Source organism: Microbulbifer maximicatervae (SeqCode) (genome assembly GCF_052468155.1).
In genome coordinates, this window is sequence record NZ_CP174335.1 from 3529436 (window position 1) to 3548437 (window position 19002).

Annotated in this window: 16 protein-coding genes and 1 pseudogene; 7 read left to right on the plus strand and 10 right to left on the minus strand. The window is 53.3% G+C overall.

What is annotated here, in order from left to right:
• From ACJJIY_RS15095 to ACJJIY_RS15115, 5 genes are all read right to left on the minus strand, one after another.
• Positions 1-1155 (minus strand): JmjC domain-containing protein, encoded by a 1155-nt coding sequence (locus ACJJIY_RS15095; RefSeq protein ID WP_445358219.1) that lies wholly within the window; start codon positions 1153-1155, stop codon positions 1-3.
• Positions 1156-1284: 129 nt separating this feature from the next.
• On the minus strand, positions 1285-2658 hold the full coding sequence (purB, locus tag ACJJIY_RS15100) for an adenylosuccinate lyase (protein WP_413662229.1): 1374 nt from the start codon (positions 2656-2658) through the stop codon (positions 1285-1287).
• Positions 2659-2673: 15 nt separating this feature from the next.
• Positions 2674-3312 carry a high frequency lysogenization protein HflD gene (gene hflD, locus ACJJIY_RS15105; RefSeq protein ID WP_413665869.1) on the minus strand — a complete coding sequence of 213 codons (639 nt, stop codon included), beginning with the start codon at positions 3310-3312 and terminating at the stop codon, positions 2674-2676.
• Positions 3313-3318: 6 nt separating this feature from the next.
• Positions 3319-4464, minus strand: coding sequence for a tRNA 2-thiouridine(34) synthase MnmA (gene mnmA / locus ACJJIY_RS15110; RefSeq protein ID WP_445358220.1), 1146 nt, complete (start codon positions 4462-4464; stop codon positions 3319-3321).
• A gap of 97 nt (positions 4465-4561) precedes the next feature.
• Positions 4562-5164: a pseudouridine synthase gene (locus tag ACJJIY_RS15115; protein WP_445358221.1), complete on the minus strand. Its 603-nt coding sequence runs from the start codon at positions 5162-5164 to the stop codon at positions 4562-4564.
• Positions 5165-5313: 149 nt separating this feature from the next.
• Between ACJJIY_RS15115 and icd the strand changes: the two genes are divergently transcribed.
• Positions 5314-6564 carry an NADP-dependent isocitrate dehydrogenase gene (gene icd, locus ACJJIY_RS15120; RefSeq protein WP_020415259.1) on the plus strand — a complete coding sequence of 417 codons (1251 nt, stop codon included), beginning with the start codon at positions 5314-5316 and terminating at the stop codon, positions 6562-6564.
• Positions 6565-6668: 104 nt separating this feature from the next.
• Here icd and cspD read toward each other — a convergent pair whose 3' ends face one another.
• A complete protein-coding gene (cspD, locus tag ACJJIY_RS15125; RefSeq protein WP_413662225.1) occupies positions 6669-6968 on the minus strand; it encodes a cold shock domain-containing protein CspD in 300 nt (99 codons plus the stop codon).
• Positions 6969-7233: 265 nt separating this feature from the next.
• Between cspD and clpS the strand changes: the two genes are divergently transcribed.
• Both clpS and clpA read left to right on the plus strand, forming a co-directional pair.
• Entirely contained in the window at positions 7234-7614 is a 381-nt protein-coding gene (clpS, locus tag ACJJIY_RS15130) for an ATP-dependent Clp protease adapter ClpS (protein WP_413662224.1), read from the plus strand.
• A gap of 134 nt (positions 7615-7748) precedes the next feature.
• A pseudogene (gene clpA / locus ACJJIY_RS15135) lies at positions 7749-10029 on the plus strand (ATP-dependent Clp protease ATP-binding subunit ClpA).
• Between the two features lie 96 nt (positions 10030-10125).
• On the opposite strand, the gene infA reads toward clpA, so the two are convergent.
• From infA to trxB, 4 genes are all read right to left on the minus strand, one after another.
• Complete coding sequence (infA, locus tag ACJJIY_RS15140; RefSeq protein WP_010130378.1) at positions 10126-10344, minus strand: translation initiation factor IF-1; 219 nt, start codon at positions 10342-10344, stop codon at positions 10126-10128.
• 125 nt (positions 10345-10469) lie between these two features.
• The gene (locus tag ACJJIY_RS15145) at positions 10470-11189 is read right to left on the minus strand and encodes an arginyltransferase (RefSeq protein WP_413662222.1); all 720 of its coding nucleotides are present in this window, start codon (positions 11187-11189) and stop codon (positions 10470-10472) included.
• Positions 11182-11874, minus strand: coding sequence for a leucyl/phenylalanyl-tRNA--protein transferase (gene aat, locus ACJJIY_RS15150; RefSeq protein ID WP_444916208.1), 693 nt, complete (start codon positions 11872-11874; stop codon positions 11182-11184). The genes ACJJIY_RS15145 and aat overlap by 8 nt, the downstream gene beginning before the upstream one ends.
• A gap of 88 nt (positions 11875-11962) precedes the next feature.
• The gene (trxB, locus tag ACJJIY_RS15155; protein ID WP_444917332.1) at positions 11963-12910 is read right to left on the minus strand and encodes a thioredoxin-disulfide reductase; all 948 of its coding nucleotides are present in this window, start codon (positions 12908-12910) and stop codon (positions 11963-11965) included.
• A gap of 410 nt (positions 12911-13320) precedes the next feature.
• Between trxB and ACJJIY_RS15160 the strand changes: the two genes are divergently transcribed.
• The 4 genes from ACJJIY_RS15160 to ACJJIY_RS15175 all read left to right on the plus strand — a co-directional run bounded on the left by ACJJIY_RS15160 (position 13321) and on the right by ACJJIY_RS15175 (position 18986).
• Positions 13321-14376: a methyltransferase domain-containing protein gene (locus ACJJIY_RS15160; protein WP_282933071.1), complete on the plus strand. Its 1056-nt coding sequence runs from the start codon at positions 13321-13323 to the stop codon at positions 14374-14376.
• A 226-nt stretch (positions 14377-14602) separates the two neighbouring features.
• On the plus strand, positions 14603-16945 hold the full coding sequence (locus tag ACJJIY_RS15165; protein WP_444897513.1) for a DNA translocase FtsK: 2343 nt from the start codon (positions 14603-14605) through the stop codon (positions 16943-16945).
• A gap of 93 nt (positions 16946-17038) precedes the next feature.
• Positions 17039-17650 (plus strand): outer membrane lipoprotein periplasmic chaperone LolA, encoded by a 612-nt coding sequence (lolA, locus tag ACJJIY_RS15170; RefSeq protein WP_282933069.1) that lies wholly within the window; start codon positions 17039-17041, stop codon positions 17648-17650.
• Positions 17643-18986 (plus strand): replication-associated recombination protein A, encoded by a 1344-nt coding sequence (locus tag ACJJIY_RS15175; protein WP_445358222.1) that lies wholly within the window; start codon positions 17643-17645, stop codon positions 18984-18986. The genes lolA and ACJJIY_RS15175 overlap by 8 nt, the downstream gene beginning before the upstream one ends.
• Positions 18987-19002 lie beyond the last annotated feature (16 nt).

Consider the following 19002-nt stretch of genomic DNA (forward strand, 5'->3'; position numbering starts at 1 on the left):
TCAGAAATCCTCAGGAGGGTAGATCAGGGTGCCCTGTGCAACCAGCTGATCGAGAATGCCGCTGTCTTCGGCAATTTCCGGGAAGGCTTCGATATCATCCCAGGATATTTCATGGGATTCAGCAAACTGCTCGGCAAATGCCAGGGGGCAGGGGAAGGCTTCACCATCAACAAATAAAGTGGCTGGCTCGCGGCAAAAGGCGGTGCGGGAAGCGGGATTTAAAACCAGTTGTGCTCCCTGGGGCATTTGTTCGCGCCAGTCTGCAGCGTCGTCAGCGTCCAGGGCGATAGTATCCGGGTATTTCGCTTCGGTCATAATCGCGCCAAACCACTGGGCGATTTTCGCCGGCTGCTGCAGCCATTCGCCGAGTTGTTGTTGCAGGCGGACAACAGAGGCGGGGTCAATTTCCGCTGGGTTTTTCGCCACTTCAGCACGGGCATCGGTGTAACGCTGGCTGTCCGGCAAATCCATAGCAACTTCAGCGGCGAGATCTTCGAGGATCGCTGCGGCGGAAGGGGCGCGGAAACCAATAGAGATCGTGGTGCACCCACCTTCGGCTATTCCCCAATGGCTGTATTGGGGCGGCAAGTAGAGCATATCGCCGGGCTCTAGTACCCAGCTATTTTCTGCTTCGAATTCTTTCAGGATATTGAGGGGCGTTCCTTCCAGGCGGGGATTGCTTTCATCCACTTTGGGGCCTTGCTGCCACAAGCGTTTGCCTTCGGCTTGGAGAAGAAACACATCGTAGTGATCGTAGTGGGGGCCAACGCTGCCCTTATCGGCGGCGTAACTGATCATCACATCATCCAGACGCCAGTCGGGGATAAAGCGGAAGAAATCTTTTAGTTCAGCAATTTCTGACATCCACTGATCGACAGCTTGTACCAGCAGGGTCCAGTGGGTTTTAGGGAGGGAGAGAAAATCTTCTTCAGTGAATGGACCTGTGCGCAGCTCCCAGGGGCCGCTTTCACCATTTTCCAATACCAAGCGAGACTCGACCGCTTCCTCCAGGGCCATACCTGCGAGTTCTTCACCCGAGATGGGTGATTCAAAGTTGGCGAAAGCATTGCGTATCAGCAGGGGTTTCTGCTGCCAATAGTCACGCATAAAAACTTCGATGGGCATGTCGCCAAGATGGGTAAGGGGGCTGGCCACGGTAACTCTCACTGTCAGAAGGCTGGGGTTTGTATCTGGATATTCTGAGGTTCGGAAACTATCCAGCGTACTTTTGTATTTTTTAAAAGATGACCAGCCGCACTGGGTGCGGCTGGTAGCTGGGCTCGGTTAAATTTTGCGAGCCTGTTCCACTGCGTTACCGATATAGGATGCCGGAGTCATTTCCAGCAGATCGCTTTTGGCCTCTGCGGGAATCTCCAGGTTCTCGATAAATACTTTCAGGGTTTCACGGGTGATGCCCTGGCCACGGGTAAGGGCCTTCAGTTTTTCGTAAGGCTCTTCAATGTTGTAGCGACGCATAACCGTTTGGATCGGCTCTGCCAATACTTCCCATGAATTATCCAGGTCTTCCGCCAGGCGCTCGCGGTTGATTTCCAGCTTGCCCAGGCCTTTCATGGTGGCGGCATAGGCAATGGCAGAGTAGCCCGCACCCACCCCCATATTGCGCAGCACGGTGGAGTCTGTCAGGTCGCGCTGCCAGCGGGATACTGGAAGTTTGGCGGCCAGGTGCTGGAATACGGCGTTGGCGATACCCAGGTTCCCTTCGGAGTTTTCGAAGTCAATGGGGTTAACTTTGTGCGGCATAGTGGAGGAGCCAACTTCACCGGCTACGACTTTTTGCTTGAAGTAACCCAGGGAGATATAGCCCCATACATCGCGGTCAAAATCGATCAGGATGGTGTTAAAGCGGGCAACAGCGTCGAACAGCTCAGCAATGTAGTCGTGCGGTTCGATCTGGGTGGTGTAGGGGTTCCAGCTAAGGCCCAGAGAAGAAATGAATTCTTCAGCATTTTGCTCCCAATCAATATTGGGATAGGCGGACAGGTGAGCGTTGTAATTACCTACCGCACCGTTAATTTTACCCAGCAGCGGTACCGCTTTAATCTGGGCTACCTGGCGGCGTAGGCGCGCGGCCACGTTGGCAAGTTCTTTACCAACAGTAGACGGGCTGGCTGTCTGGCCGTGAGTACGGGACAGCATGGGTACGTCGGCAAAGTCCTGGGCCAGGCCTACGATAGCGTCAATCAGGGCTTCCATCGCAGGCAACATGACGTTGTCGCGGCCGGCGCGAAGCATCAGGGCGTGGGACAGGTTATTGATGTCCTCAGAGGTGCAGGCAAAGTGTACGAATTCACTCACTTTTGCCAGCTGGGCATTGCTGCTGATTTTATCCTTGAGGAAGTATTCAACCGCTTTTACATCGTGGTTGGTGGTGCGCTCGATTTCCTTGATGCGCTCAGCATCTTCCAGGGAGAAGTCGGCCACAATGCTGTCGAGCAGCTTGTTGGCAGCTTCGTCGAACTGCTCAACTTCGGCGATCTCTTTATGTGCGGAAAGTTTTTGCAGCCAGCGTACTTCCACTTCAACGCGGGCGCGGATCAGGCCGTATTCACTGAAAATTTCACGCAGGGGGGCAGTCTTGCTCTCGTAGCGACCATCAATAGGGGATACCGCTGTGAGTGCGGAAAGCTCAACTGTCATAGTAAATCTCCGGGATTAGTGTTCTATAGATTCGATATGTGCGATCAATTCGTTGGTCGCATTCAAAAGCTTTTTGCGCTGGAACAGAAGGTGCAGGCGACGCCCACCCAGCTGTCGCCATAGGGTTGCCGAGCGGATGCCGGCAAATAGCATGGAGCGAATTTGATTGGCAATACGCTGCTGTTGCAAGTAATTGAAGTCACCCAGTACTTGAATCCGGAAGCGGAAGGTACCTAGCGTATCGCTGTAGATGCTGGCGAGGTTGGAAAATACATTCTCGTGAGTCAGCTCGAAGTGCTCTGCTTGAGTCTTGGCCTTATCCAATCGGCTGCCAATGATTGATAGCAGGTCATTATTCTTGCTGAGTTGTCGCTGCAGGTAGATCACCGAGAGGGCGTAGCGTAGACCGTCGGTATATTCCGGGTGTTGCCGGGTCTTTAGTATTTGCTGCGATACTTTTAAGCCGGGCAGCAGCTTGTCTGCACCGGCGAATATATCTTCAGTGCGATCAGGGTTTAGTTGGAAGAGGCTATATACCCCGGTTTCCAGCTGTTCCTGCGGTGCAGAGCCTGTTTTGGCCAGGCGCTCCACCAGTGTTGCGGATTGGAATATTCCTGCCAGTGCCAGTGCCTGATCCCGCCAGTTATTCAAAATTACTCCTTAATCTTTCTTGTATTTTTCCGGTACTGCGACGCCAACTCCCGTGGCTTTCTCGATCACCGCACCACCGAGACAGGTTTCTCCATCGTACAGTACCAGAGATTGTCCCGGTGTGATTGCGCGTTGTGGCTCGTCGAACTCTATAACCAAATCGCCATTGTCCTGCAGGTGCACGGTGCAATCCTGATCTGGTTGGCGATAGCGGGTCTTGGCCTGGCAGCGGAAAGTTTTGTCCGGTGCTGCGCCATTAATCCAATGGGTTTGTGTTGCTTCCAGCCCCGTTGCATAAAGCAGGGGGTGGTGTGCACCCTGGGCCACAACCAAGACATTGCGCTCCAGGTTTTTTCCGACAACATACCAGGGCTGTTCGCCTGCACCCTTGACGCCACCAATACCGAGCCCCTGGCGCTGGCCAATGGTGTGGTACATCAGGCCCGCGTGGCGCCCCATGACTTCACCTTCTGGGGTTTCCATGTCGCCGGGCTGGGCGGGCAGGTACTGCTCGAGGAAATCCTTGAAGCGGCGCTCGCCGATAAAGCAGATGCCGGTGCTGTCTTTCTTGTTGTGGGTGATAAAGCCGTTTTCTTCAGCGATACGGCGAACCTCGGGCTTCTCCAGCTCCCCTAAGGGAAAGAGCGAGCGGGCAAATTCGGCTTCTCCCACCGCGTGCAGGAAGTAGCTCTGGTCTTTGTTGCCGTCGAGGCCCTTCAATAAATAGGTGCGGCCATCGATATCGCGGCGACGGGTATAGTGCCCGGTGGCTATTGCATCGGCACCCAGCACTTCGGCGTACTCAAGAAAGACCTTAAATTTGATTTCCCGGTTACACAGGATGTCCGGGTTGGGAGTGCGCCCGGCTTTATACTCTGCCAGGAAGTACTCGAATACGTGATCCCAGTACTCGGCAGCAAAATTGGCGGTGTGCAACTTGATGCCCAACTTCTTACAAACTGCCTGGGCATCCGCCAGGTCCGCCTTAGCGGTACAGTATTCTGTGCCGTCGTCTTCATCCCAGTTTTTCATAAACAGGCCTTCCACTTGATAGCCCTGCTGGATCAGCAGGTGTGCGGCTACAGAGGAATCCACACCGCCGGACATACCGACGATGACGCGCTTTGGCTGTTTGTTGTGGGTGGAATCAGGCATAAGAAGGACAGTCACTACTTCACTGGTATGAAAGGGGGGCGAATTTTACCTGCGAACGCCCCGTTTGACCAAGACCGCTTTGATCTTCCGTTATAGATTATCGCTTTCGGCGCGGTCGATTGCGGTTGTTTGCCGGCTTTGTTCGGGGCTTGGGAGCGCTAAAAACCTCTTCCGTTCGATACTCGCCAGGCTTTAATGCGTCGAGCTTCCAGCTGCCTATCGCCACCCGAATTAGCCGCAGGGTAGGGAAGCCTACCGCCGCAGTCATCCGCCTTACCTGGCGATTCCGCCCCTCGGAGATAGTCAGCTCCAGCCAGCTGGTTGGGATCGATTTGCGTTCGCGAATTGGCGGCGTGCGGGGCCAGGGCTCCATATCAGGTAGGCGCTTGGCCTTGGCAGGTGCGGTTCGGCCATCCTTCAGGTCGACCCCTTGCCTGAGCATATAAAGGGCATCATCAGTAATGTCACCCTCCACCTGGGCCCAATAGGTTTTGGGCATTTTCCGCTTGGGGTGACTGATTTGATGTTGTAGCGCTCCATCATCAGTCAGTAGTAGTAATCCTTCAGAATCGTAGTCCAGGCGGCCCGCCGCATAGAATCCCTTGTGCTGGATAAAGTTAGCCAAAGTGGCGCGATCCTGATCATCTGTAAATTGGCTTAATACGCCAAAAGGCTTGTTGAGGAGAATAATCTTTGCCATAAGAAAAATTGAGTATTGTAATCCAACTACAAAAATTAGCCGAGGCTGCTATAATCCCGCCGTTTTTCATCCCCGCCCTAAGGTCCCGGGGGAGCGGTGCAAGCAACGCTGGACCTAAAAAGTCATAGAATTTTGGGAGTTTACGCAATATGGGTCATATCCAAGTGCCGGCAGACGGCGAAAAAGTTACAGTCAATTCCGACGGTTCGCTGAATGTTCCGAATCGCCCGGTTATTCCTTTCATCGAGGGTGACGGCATCGGTGTGGATATCACTCCGGTAATGCGCAAGGTGATCGACGCGTCTGTAGAAAAAGCTTTCGGCGGCGAGAAGAAAATCGAGTGGATGGAAATCTACTGCGGTGAGAAAGCGGCAGAGACTTACGCTGGCGACTGGTTCCCGGCTGAAACTCTGGAAGCAATCAAAGACTACGTTGTTAGCATCAAAGGCCCCCTGACCACTCCAGTAGGCGGCGGCTTCCGTTCCCTGAACGTAGCCCTGCGTCAGGAGCTGGATCTGTACGTATGTCAGCGCCCGGTGCGCTGGTTCAGCGGTGTACCTTCTCCGGTTAAAGAGCCGAACAAGGTAGACATGGTTATCTTCCGTGAAAACTCCGAAGATATCTACGCTGGTATCGAGTGGAAAGCTGACACTGACGAAGCTAAGAAAGTTATCAAGTTCCTGCAGGACGAGATGGGTGTTAAGAAGATCCGTTTCCCTGAAAACTGTGGTATCGGTGTTAAGCCGGTTTCTGCAGAAGGTACCAAGCGTCTCGTGCGCAAGGCTATCCAGTACGCTGTGGACCAGGATCGCGATTCTGTAACCCTGGTACACAAAGGCAACATCATGAAGTTCACCGAAGGTGCCTTCGCTGATTGGGGTTACGAGCTGGCTCGCGACGAGTTTGGCGCTCAGCCGCTGGACGGCGGCCCCTGGCACAGCTTCAAGAACCCGAAGACTGGCAAGGAAATCGTTGTTAAGGACGTAATTGCTGACGCTATGCTTCAGCAGATCCTGCTGCGTCCGGCTGAGTACGACGTAATTGCTACCCTGAACCTGAACGGCGACTACCTGTCTGACGCACTGGCTGCACAGGTTGGTGGTATCGGTATCGCTCCGGGCGCAAACCTGTCCGACGACGTTGCCCTGTTCGAAGCAACCCACGGTACTGCGCCTAAGTACGCTGGCCAGGACAAGGTTAACCCGGGCTCCCTGATTCTTTCCGCTGAGATGATGCTGCGTCACCTGGGCTGGAACGAAGCTGCTGACCTGGTAATCAAGGGTATGGAAGGTGCTATCGAAGCCAAAACCGTAACCTACGATTTCGAGCGTCTGATGGACGGTGCTGAGCTGAAGTCCTGTTCTGCGTTTGGTGACGAAGTTATCAAGCACATGGCTTAAGCTACATCCGTGAGGCCGGGCTGGCTTTAAGTTGGCCCGAGCCCCATGAAAAAAGCCCTTCACATTGGTGAAGGGCTTTTTTATTGTCTGTTTGCTGGGCTCGCTTAGCCGACAGCTTCCGCTTCCTTCTCCCTCGACTTTTCTGTGTGTACTGCATCAGATTCGCTTTTGCTCGAAGTGTTGGGTGAAGTGGTTTCGGAGGTCAATGCGGAGATATTTGCAGCGTGGTAGCCCTTGTCTCCTCGAATAATATCGAAGGTGACTTGCTGGCCGGCCTTCAGGGTTCGGTAGCCTTCCATCTGAATTGCGGAATAGTGCGCGAACAGATCCTCCCCTCCCTCATCTGCAAGAATAAACCCATATCCCTTAGCGTTGTTGAACCACTTTACAGTACCGGTAGGCATAACGATTCCCTCTAATTGCCTGAGTGGCCCCTGGCCACCTTACAGAGTTTTTATATTTATTTGACCTGCTGGTTAGTCGGCTGCGATCCTATCTGCGACTAACGTTTGATGTAGCGGTCACTACCTCTTGTAGTCAACAGCTGGGGGATTGTCAAGGTTCCCCGCTGACCGCTGTGTCAAAGGTCAAATAAGGTTACAATGTCACGTCATTGAAGGTTGCATTGGGTGCAATTTTCAGGCTCGATAGAATTCATTGATAATTGTTATGAGTACTTCGCGAATCATTAAACTAAGCTCCAGTGACTCTGATGGAGACAACCCGTACTTCGATGATTTCGATGGTGGGTTGGCCCTTGAGGAGGCGCCGCCGCAGCTGAAGCGGCCGCCGATGTATAAAGTCGTTATGCTCAATGATGACTACACCCCCATGGATTTTGTTGTTGAGACTTTGGAGTTGTTTTTTTCAGTAAACCGGGAGCGCGCCACACAGTTAATGTTGCAGGTTCACACACGGGGAAAAGCAGTGTGTGGTGTCTATACTCGGGATATAGCGGAGACAAAGGCCGCACAGGTCAATCAGTTCGCTCAAGAGAATGAGCATCCCCTGTTATGTGAAATTGAAGCGGACGAAAGCAAAGAGGATTGATTCTGACAAAAACTGCTTTGAACAAAGGGTCCCGTCACCTGAAGGGAATCAGCCAGGATATAAACGCCGGCGAAGGGTGCGCGCCTACCAGCGGAGTCGGCGGGAAATATTGGCGATTAGGGTTTGAGGTTTAGATGCTCAGCAAGGACTTAGAGGTAACGCTTAATCTAGCGTTCAAAGGTGCTCGAGCGAAACGGCATGAATTCATGACCGTTGAGCACCTATTGCTGGCGCTCTTGGATAACGAATCCGCAGCAGATGTTCTACATGCGTGCGGGGCGGATTTAAGTGCATTGCGCCGTGAACTCCTGGAGTTTGTGGACTCCACAACACCGTTGATCCCGGAGGCCGATACAGATCGAGAAACCCAGCCGACATTGGGTTTCCAAAGGGTCCTGCAGAGGGCCGTATTCCATGTCCAGTCATCCGGTAAAAAGGAAGTTACAGGGGCTAATGTCCTGGTCGCCATTTTCTGTGAGCAGGAGAGTCAGGCTGTTTACTACTTGAAGCAGCAGAGTGTTGCCCGGATAGACGTAGTTAACTACATCACCCACGGAATTTCCCGCGTTGGCTCCAGTGGTAATAATCACCATCACGGTTCCGATACTGCACCTGAGCAGGTAGATGAGGAAATTAGTGGGGGCGCTGAGCCAGGTGGTTCCGACCCCCTGGAAAGCTACGCCACCAACCTCAATCAAGAGGCAATTCTTGGCCGTATTGATCCGCTTGTGGGGCGTGCACCTGAGGTGGAGCGTGTCACGCAGGTTCTCGCTCGTCGCCGCAAGAACAATCCACTGTTGGTGGGTGAGTCCGGTGTCGGCAAGACGGCAATTGCTGAGGGCTTGGCACGGCGTATTGTCGATGAGGATATCCCCGAACCTTTGAAAGAGAGCACTATTTACTCTCTGGATCTCGGCTCCCTGCTGGCGGGAACCAAGTATCGCGGTGATTTTGAGAAGCGCTTTAAGGCGCTGCTAGCGGAGCTCAAGAAGCGTGAGCACGCCGTACTGTTTATCGATGAGATCCACACCATCATCGGGGCCGGCGCCGCTTCAGGAGGTGTCATGGACGCCTCTAACCTGCTTAAGCCGCTACTTTCCAGCGGTCAATTGCGCTGCATAGGCTCCACTACTTTTACTGAATATCGCGGTATCTTTGAAAAAGATCGCGCGCTGTCGCGCCGTTTTCAAAAGATCGATGTCAGTGAGCCCTCAGTGGAAGAGACCGTGCAAATATTGCAGGGGCTCAGAAGCTGCTTTGAGGATCACCACAAGGTCCGCTTTACCGATGGAGCTTTGGATGCTGCTGCGCAGCTATCCAGTCGTCACATCACCGAGCGATTCCTCCCAGATAAGGCCATTGATGTAATCGATGAGGCGGGAGCCTACCAATCTTTGCTGCCTGAAGAGGACCGCAAAGAGGTTATTGGGGTTTGTGAAATTGAGATGGTTATCGCCAAGATGGCGAGAATACCTGCCAAGAGCGTGTCTGCTTCTGACAAGGAGCAGTTATCACGCCTGGATGACAATCTCAAAATGGTGGTGTTTGGGCAGGACAGCGCGATTGATGCCCTGGGTACGGCGATTAAGCTGAGTCGCGCCGGCCTGGGCTCTGAAGAGAAACCCATCGGCTCCTTCCTGTTTTCGGGCCCCACCGGAGTCGGCAAGACAGAAGCTCTGCCGCCAGTTGGCGAAGGTGATGGGTATCGAGCTGATTCGTTTCGATATGTCTGAGTATATGGAGCGCCATACGGTTTCCCGCCTGATCGGCGCGCCCCCTGGGTATGTAGGTTTTGACCAGGGTGGTTTACTGACAGACTCGGTTACCAAGCACCCTCACAGTGTTGTACTGCTCGATGAAATTGAGAAAGCACACCCCGAAGTATTCAATCTGCTTTTGCAGGTGATGGATCACGGTACTCTAACTGATAACAACGGCCGCAAAGCGGACTTCCGCAATGTCATCCTGATTATGACAACCAATGCGGGCGCTGAGGTGATGAGCCGTCGTTCAATCGGTTTCTCCCATCAAGATCACTCCACCGATGGAATGGAGGAGATCAAGAAGATGTTTACCCCGGAGTTCCGCAATCGCCTCGATAATATTATTCAATTCCGTTCTCTGCCTCTGGATGTCGTGAAGACGGTGGTGGATAAGTTTATCGTTGAGTTGCAGGCCCAGTTGGATGACTCCAAGGTGACACTGGTTGTTGATGATGAGGCTCGAGAGTGGTTGGCGGTGCGGGGTTATGACGAGAAGATGGGTGCGAGGCCTATGTCCCGTCTGATTCGCGACAAGCTGCGCAAGCCTCTGGCAGAAGCCGTGCTCTTTGGTGAGTTGGCGGAAGAGGGTGGGCGTGTTTGCGTCACTATTGAAGATGATGAGCTGGCGATTAAAACGGCGGTGCCCGCCTAAAGTAAATTAGCTTCAGCCAAGCAATAAAAAAGCCACCGAGAGGTGGCTTTTTTATTTCAGGTCAAATTGCCTTGCGGAATTTGGCCTCTGAGCGAATTAGCGCGCGCGGTACGTAATGCGGCCCTTGCTCAGGTCGTATGGAGTCAGCTCCACTTTCACCTTGTCGCCGGTGAGAATGCGAATGTAGTTTTTACGCATCTTTCCAGAGATATGCGCAATTACCACGTGTCCGTTTTCCAGCTTTACGCGGAAAGTGGTGTTCGGCAGGGTGTCGATCACCTCGCCTTCCATTTCAATATAATCGTCTTTTGCCATGCGGCAGCAACCTTACAATAACTTGATCAGACCTTTACCCCGGAGGCTCTTTGGCCTAGCCGCGGCTTGACGGGCGAGCATTTTGCACGAAAAGGCAAGATAGAGCAAAGGGAGAGTGTGTTGAACTAGAGCGATTTAAGGCTCCAGCGGTTTTCTTTTAACATTTCGATGGGGCGAAATTGGCTTTTATAGGCCATTTTGTGGCACTTCTCAATCCAGTACCCCAGGTAGAGATTAGGTAGTCCCAAGCGCCGGGCCCATTCGATCTGGTAGAGGATGCAGTAACTGCCCAGGCTCCGTTTGTCCTCATCGGGATCGAAGAAAGTATAGATGGCCGATAACCCGGCAGTCAGGATATCTGTTACAGCTACTGCCACCAACTTGCCGCGGGCTCTCAGCTCAATATAGCGAGTAGACCCCCAAGCCTGACTCAGGAAGCTGCGGTATTGTTCCCGGCTGGGTGGATACATCTCCCCATCGGCGTGGCGCTGCTCGATATAGCGGGCGTAGAGTTCGTAATGCTCATCTGTATCAATGGACTCGATATGGAATATGTCCAGGTCCTTGTTGCGCTTCCAGCAGCGTCTCTGGTTGCGGTCGGGGACAAACAGGCTCACAGGCACGCGAGCCGGTATACAGGCGCGACAGGTCGCGCACTGGGGGCGATAGAGGTAGGCACCACTGCGCCGGAATCCCAGCTCTGACAGGCGGTTGTACAGACGCTGATCCACTTCTGTTTGCGGATCGACAAACACCGTTGTCGCCTCCCGATCCGGCAGGTAACCGCAGGGGTGGGGCAGGGTGGCCAATAGGCGCACTGAATCCAGCTGAGAGTATTTACCCATAAGTCCACGAAAGCTTCCAGGGCTGCGGGAAAGGCGGCTGCTTAACGCCGTCTGCCAGCAGTTGTTCGAAATCCTTACGACACATTTCCACCGCCCCAAGGCTGCTGAGATGAGGATTGCTCACCTGGCAGTCGATCAGTGGGCAGCCCCACAATTCTAATTGCCGAACGAGGTGGACAAAAGCGACTTTTGAAGCGTCTGTCTCCCGGTGAAACATCGACTCCCCAAAGAACACTCGCCCCAGCGCAATACCATAGAGTCCGCCAACGAGTTGACCGTCGCGCCAAACTTCCACAGAGTGGGCAAATCCCTGATGGTGCATGTCGATATAGGCGTCGCACATCTCATCGGTGATCCATGTGCCGGTTTCATCCGCCCGGGGGGCACGGCAGGCCTCAATTACCTCGGGAAAGGCTTGGTCGAAGGTGACCGAAAAGGTTCCTCGGCGCAATACTTTGCGCAAAGTGCGGCCAATACGAAAGTTTTGCGGGATAACCACGCAGCGAGGGGAGGGGCTCCACCACAAGATCGGCTGGTCATCTGAATACCAGGGGAAGACCCCCCTTTGATAGGCTTCAACCAGCCACTCGGGAGTCAGATCTCCTCCGGCTGCCAGCAAGCCATTGGGGTCATCCAGTGCGAATTCAGTTGGGGGAAAGTCTACAACGGTGTGGTCGAGCCACATCAGGCGGCTTTGGGTGTTCCCTGCCACGATCTGACTCCTGTCGGTAGAGGGGGATACCGGGCAGAAAAGCTCTGCCCGGGGATTTGACTTACTTCTCGGCGTCGAGGAAGCGCTCGGCGTCCAGGGCGGCCATACAGCCGGTACCCGCAGAAGTTACCGCCTGGCGGTAAATATGGTCGGATACGTCACCTGCGGCAAATACACCGGGAACAGAAGTCTGGGTGGCATTGCCGTTCAGGCCGCTCTCCACAATGAGGTAACCACCATTCATTTCAAGCTGGCCTTCAAAGATGCCGGTATTCGGTTTGTGACCGATAGCAATAAACACACCGGAAACGTCCAGCTCTGAAGTGGTGTCGTCCTGGGTGTTGCGCAGGCGCAGCCCAGTTACACCGTTGTCGTCACCGAGCACTTCGTCCAGGGTGTTGTGCCAGCAGACATTGATATTGCCGTTTTCCACTTTATCCATCAGGCGGTCCTGAAGGATTTTTTCTGCGCGAAGCTCGTCGCGGCGGTGAATCAGGGTCACTTCACTGGCGATATTGGAGAGGTACAGGGCCTCTTCTACGGCGGTGTTGCCACCACCGACAACAGCAACTTTCTGGTCGCGATAGAAGAATCCGTCACAGGTCGCACAGGCGCTGACACCGCGCCCCTGGAAGGCTTCCTCAGAAGGTAGGCCCAGGTACTGAGCTGAGGCACCAGTGGCGATAATCAGCGAGTCACAGGTGTAAGTTTCGTTACCTTTCAAGGTGAAAGGGCGCTGTTTCAGATCAACAGATTCGATGTGATCGAAGATGATTTCTGTCTCGAAGCGCTCTGCGTGCTGCTGCATTTGCACCATCAGGTCCGGACCTTGAAGCTCCGGAATACCGCCCGGCCAGTTCTCGACTTCAGTGGTGGTGGTCAGCTGCCCACCCTGTTGCATACCCGTGATAACAACCGGGTTCAGGTTTGCCCGTGCAGCGTAGATAGCCGCGGTGTAGCCGGCAGGGCCTGAGCCGAGGATGATCAGTCGATGATGGTTATTGCTCATGAAGTACTCTTTAAAACTCTCAATTTGCGAAGTTTACCCAATGGGCTGGGAGTCCATATGCCCGTCCATTTTTTGATCAGGCGAGACTATTAAATTGGGCGATATAATAGGCGATATTTACCATTCGGCGAAATAGTTTGCCTTAATTTGTTCGATTGATCCTACCTATTCAACTCTCTTTGACCTTGCTAGAGCTTTGGCTCAAATCGGAGTTTGCGCCAAAGCTGGCCGTAAGAGCTGGAAAAATGTAAAAAAGTTCCAATCTGAGGTAACTGCTGCTGGCTTTGATAGGGGGAGAATGGAGTGTCACAAATTAGAATTACGGATTGTTAGATGTATTGAGTGTGTGAGCGTCATAGAGGCCAGTGACTTCGAGTAAGTGCCCAAACCCTAGTGGGTTGAGGATCGTTATGCGCTATAAAAGAAAGTTCATACCCTTAAACCTGAAGCGAGAGCAGTTGGGGCATCCTAAAACTTTTCTGACCCTTAGTGAGGAGGCCCAGGCTTTCGTAGCCGAAATTATCGACGATAGTTATTCGTTGCGTTTTTCCATTGATCTGGAGCCCGATGGCGATCACCGGGCGAGCTTACATGGCCCACCCCACCTGCTGGATCTATTTACCGCGCTTAACTTGCAAATACGCTGTGAAATTGTCTCTGATGGATATGGTGATACAGGAGGTGGGGCGGTTACTTGCGCGGGTGAGCCAGAAGAACTCGAGAAGTTTGCTATGGCGCTGGGCCTCAGCAATGGTTGTCGAGTTCTCGACTTGATGTGTGGCAGGGGAGTCCTGAGTAGCTACCTGCTTAAGTTTGCCAAAGCTCATGGGGTTATTATTCAATGTAGCTTGTGCGATTCCCACCCTTCGCAGCTTGAAAACCTTGACCCAAATATTCAATTGCTAGCTGCCGATATCACTATAGGTGACGGAAGAAACTTGCCATATCCCAGTGAATTATTTGATGCTGTGGCAATCAGAATGGGCCTGCACGAAGTGCCTTATAAAGATCAGCCCCTGGTTCTCCAGGAGTGTTATCGGGTTTTGAAGCCGGGAGGTCCGCTGTTGGTTTGGGACTTGATGCCGGCGTCTGCCGGGGTCCAAGATTTACTGTGTGCCCAAAAGCGAAAATTGTCAGCGCTGACACACCGTGAATCGTTGCTCTTGGATCGGTTCTTTTTGCGGGAAGACCAGTTGTTACAATTGCTCAGCGATGCAGGCTTTTCGCAAGCAGAGCGGGTATCCAGAACCTATTACCGAGATAGTACTCAAGACAAATTAAAAACAGAGTTGGGCGGGGATCAATACAAATTGGAAATTCTGAATAGTTACCTCCGCGAGAGAGTTACCCAGGCGATTATTGATGAGGTTTGCTGGGAGGATTCAGGGCAGGATATCTCGATGATGATTCCAAATTGCATCTATCGCACGTACAAACCGATAAATTTAGAAGAGAATACTGGCTAGGAAGCGCTCCAGGTTTTTCGATACTGCCGCCAAACAACAAAAAACTACTTGGTGTCAGGGATCGTAAGGCGCAATCTGAAAGCGTAGATTGTAAAATAGCCTGATTGAGTTGCTTTCTTCTGTAAGCAATACAGAATTTTGTCAGGCGGCATCGGGATTCAGGTCCCAGGTAGACACCGCCAAGTTCATGTGGACATAAAAAGTACAGCATTATTGAGGTAAGCCATTGAAGGCCGAAAGCGCAACTGAAAAAAGCCCTGCAGAGAGCAATGCATTGCCAGACTCATTGATCGCCCGACTCGTTCGCGAGGGGGCCCTGATCAGTTTGCTGGCTGGTGCCCTGTTGCTCGCCATTAGCCTGTTAAGCTTTAGCGCAGAAGATCCAGGCTGGTCGCAAACTGGCAGTACCCAACAAGTGCACAATGCCATTGGGCCAGCCGGTGCTTGGCTGGCAGATGTGTGTTTGTCTTTGCTCGGATGGATGGCTTATCTGTTCCCCTTGCTGATTGGTCTGCGGGCCTATCACATCCTTCGCGATCGCAATGCCCGCTTCCATTTGCCGCTATTTGCTTTGAGAGTATTTGGCTTGCTGCTTGTTCTTGTCAGCGGGGCGGCAATGGCGACTCTTTGTTTTGATCCCGCAGAAAACCCATTGCCGTTTACCAACGGGGGCATCATCGGTAGCGCGATGGCGTCTGCCCTGGGTTCTAGCCTCGGCTATGTAGGGGCAACTATTTTACTGCTGGCGATATTTGCTATCGGTGTCACTGTTTTTACGGGGTTGTCGTGGCTTAAATTGGCAGAGGCAATCGGAAAGAATGTGCTCGGCTTTTTTGCCTTGCTGGGCAGCTTTTATCAGCGCTGGCGCCAAAAGCGCAATGAGCGAAGGGTGGCCAGAGAGGCGATAGTCGTGCGCAAGGCCGCTGTGGAGGAAGAGAAGCAGCGAGTTGCCAAACGAATTCCCCCGAAGATCGAGCCGACTGCCCCCAAGCCGAAGCAGAGTCCTCGGGCAGCAAAGGAAAAACAGCGAGAGCTTTTCAAAAGTGGTCCGGTTACTGGAACCCTGCCGCCGCTGGGTCTTCTCGATCCAGCAGATCAAAACAAGAAGGCCGGTTTCTCCCGGGAATCCCTGGAAGCGCTGTCGCGCCTGCTGGAACTTAAGCTGAAAGACTTCGGTGTTGTTGCCGAAGTGGTATCTGTTCTGCCGGGGCCGGTAGTAACCCGCTTTGAAATTCAGCCAGCTCCCGGCGTAAAGGTGAGCAAGATTTCCAATCTGGCAAAAGACCTGGCGCGCTCACTGGCGGTGATCAGTGTGCGTGTGGTTGAGGTAATCCCAGGCAAGTCGGTTGTGGGTATCGAAATCCCTAACGAAAATCGACAGATGGTACGCCTCAGTGAAGTGTTGTCGGCAGATGTCTACGATAATGCCAAATCGCCACTGACTCTGGCGCTCGGTCACGACATTTCCGGTCAGCCGGTGGTGGCCGATCTGGCCAAGATGCCTCACTTGCTGGTAGCGGGTACCACCGGCTCGGGTAAATCCGTGGGTATCAACGTTATGTTGTTGAGCCTGCTGTACAAATCCACGCCCGATGAGGTCCGCCTGATTCTGGTGGACCCAAAAATGCTGGAGCTCTCGGTGTACGAGGGCATTCCGCATTTGTTGACCCCGGTCATCACCGATATGAACGATGCCGCCAATGGTTTGCGTTGGTGTGTTGGAGAAATGGAGCGCCGCTACAAGTTGATGGCGGCAATGGGGGTGAGAAACCTCGCAGGCTTTAACCGCAAAGTGAAAGAGGCGGAAGAGGCCGGGGAGCCGCTGATCGATCCTATCTGGCAGCCAGATCCTGCCTCCAGCGTGCCGGAAGATGAACAAACCGCACCGGCCCTGAAAGCACTGCCTGCCATTGTTGTCGTGATTGATGAATTTGCCGACATGATGATGATCGTCGGTAAAAAGGTCGAACAGCTGATCGCGCGAATCGCACAAAAAGCCCGTGCAGCTGGGATCCACTTACTGCTTGCAACCCAGCGTCCGTCGGTGGATGTTATTACCGGCTTGATTAAAGCTAACGTACCTACTCGAATCGGTTTCCAGGTTTCGTCCAAGGTGGATTCCCGCACAATCCTCGACCAGGGCGGTGCGGAGCAGCTGCTCGGTCATGGTGACATGTTGTACTTACCGCCTGGAAGTGGTGTTCCTGTTCGTGTCCACGGCGCTTTTGTCGACGATCACGAAGTGCATAAAGTTGTCGCGGATTGGGGCCGTCGCGGTGAGCCTGATTATATCGATGGTATTGTCGACGATAGTAATAACAGTATCCCTGTGCCTGGATTACAGTCTGAAGGCGGTGAGGATGAAGACCCTGAAGCCGATGCGCTCTACGATGAAGCCGTAGCTTTCGTCACTAAATCCCGCAAGGCGTCAATTTCCTCTGTGCAGCGTCAGCTGCGGATTGGTTACAATCGCGCGGCTCGAATTATTGACGCCATGGAGGCTGCTGGGGTGATATCTGCGGCGGGCCACAACGGCAATCGAGAGGTGCTGGCACCGCCGCCAGCCTGATAAGAGTTTGGCCCTTGGAGCAGTGGCGGGTTAAGCCACTGTTCACTTAGTCGGGGTTAATCTTTAAGGAAATCAATACGTTGGGACTCCACTATGAAAAGAATTCTGCAGGGTCTGCTGCTTTCAATCAGTGTTACCGCCAGCGCGGCCTGGGCTGATGCCACCGATGACCTGAGCGATTTACTCAAGCCGTTGGAAGCGATTTCGGGTAATTTCAAACAGACATTGATCGACGAGCGTGGCGAGGTCACACAAAAGAGCAATGGTAGCTTCTCTGTGCAGCGCCCGGGCAAATTGCGCTGGAAAACCGGTGAGCCTTATCCCCAGTTACTGGTGACAAACAACAAGACACTCTGGCTGTACGATCCGGATCTGGAGCAGGTGACAGTTCGCCCAGTGGATGCCCGTATTAAGGATACCCCAGCCCTATTGCTGGGGGGCAAAGTAGAGGAAATACGGGGCTCGTTTAATGTGAGCCAGAAAGAAGGGGTTTATCACCTGACCCCCAAGAACCCCTCGGCCCCTTTTAAAGCCATGGAAATTCGATTTGCCAAAAATGGCTTGCCGTCGGCAATGACCGTGCGCGATGGTATGGGACAAACCACTGAAATTCAGTTCAGTGGTATGGAGGCGAACCCAAAATTATCCGCTTCTATATTTGATTTTAAGCCCCCGGCCGGTACTGACATTATTAAAGATGAGTGACCTGTTCGATACTCCCAAAACCCACCAACCCCTCGCGGCCCGTATGCGGCCGAATTCCCTGGCCCACTATGTGGGCCAGTCGCATTTATTGGGGGAGGGCAAACCTCTGCGGGAGGCTGTAGAGCGCGGCCAACTGCACTCAATGATTTTGTGGGGCCCACCCGGTGTGGGCAAAACCACTTTTGCGCGGTTGCTAGCTGAAGAGTGCGATGCTCGATTTGCCACACTGTCTGCGGTACTCGCCGGAGTGAAAGATATTCGCCAGGCGGTGGCCGAAGCTGAACAGCACCGGATACAGTCGGGCCGCCACACTATTTTATTTGTCGATGAAGTGCATCGATTTAATAAGGCTCAGCAGGATGCCTTCCTTCCCTACGTGGAGGAGGGCACTGTGACTTTTGTCGGAGCGACCACGGAGAACCCGGCTTTTGAGTTGAACAATGCGCTCCTTTCCCGGTGTCGGGTCTATCTTTTGCGCAGTATTCCCGAAGAGGAGTTGTTGGGGTTGCTGGGCTACGCCCTGCAAACCGACCAGCAATTGCGCGAGCGGAGCGTCAACATTCCCGAAGAAGTGTTGGGTAAGATTGCCCGGGCTGCCGATGGGGATGCCCGCAGTGCTTTGAACTTGCTGGAAGTGGCCTGCGATCTGGCCAAAGAGGAGGCCGGGCGACTGATTGTCGATGAAGACGTGCTCGCCGAGGTGCTCAGTGCCGATGTTCGCCGTTTTGATAAAGGCGGCGATTATTTTTACGATCAAATTTCTGCCATGCATAAATCAGTGCGGGGGTCTGATCCGGATGCGGCGCTCTACTGGTTTGTGCGGATGCTGGATGGAGGCTGCGATCCGTTATATATCGCTCGCCGTGTCGTACGTATGGCCAGTGAAGATATCGGCAATGCGGACCCGAGGGCCTTGCAGTTGTCGCTGAATGCCTGGGATGTGCAGGAGCGTCTGGGGAGTCCCGAGGGCGAGCTGGCAATTGCCCAAGCCATTACTTACCTGGCGGTTGCGGCAAAAAGCAATGCGGTTTACTCCGCTTACAATCGTGCCGTGGCGGATGTTCGTCGCGAGCCCAGTTATGAAGTGCCAGTGCATTTGCGCAATGCCCCTACCAAACTGGCAAAAAGCTTGTCCCACGGTGCGGAGTATCGCTACGCCCACGACGAACCCGATGCTTTTGCTGCGGGAGAGAATTACTTCCCCGAAGAGATTGCTGAGCGCGAGTACTACCAGCCGGTTCCCCGGGGACTGGAGTTAAAAATTTCAGAAAAATTGCAGACTCTGCGCCGACTAAATCGCGAGAGTGACAGGCAGCGTTACAGAAACTCTAAATAGATAGATAGAAAGGAAG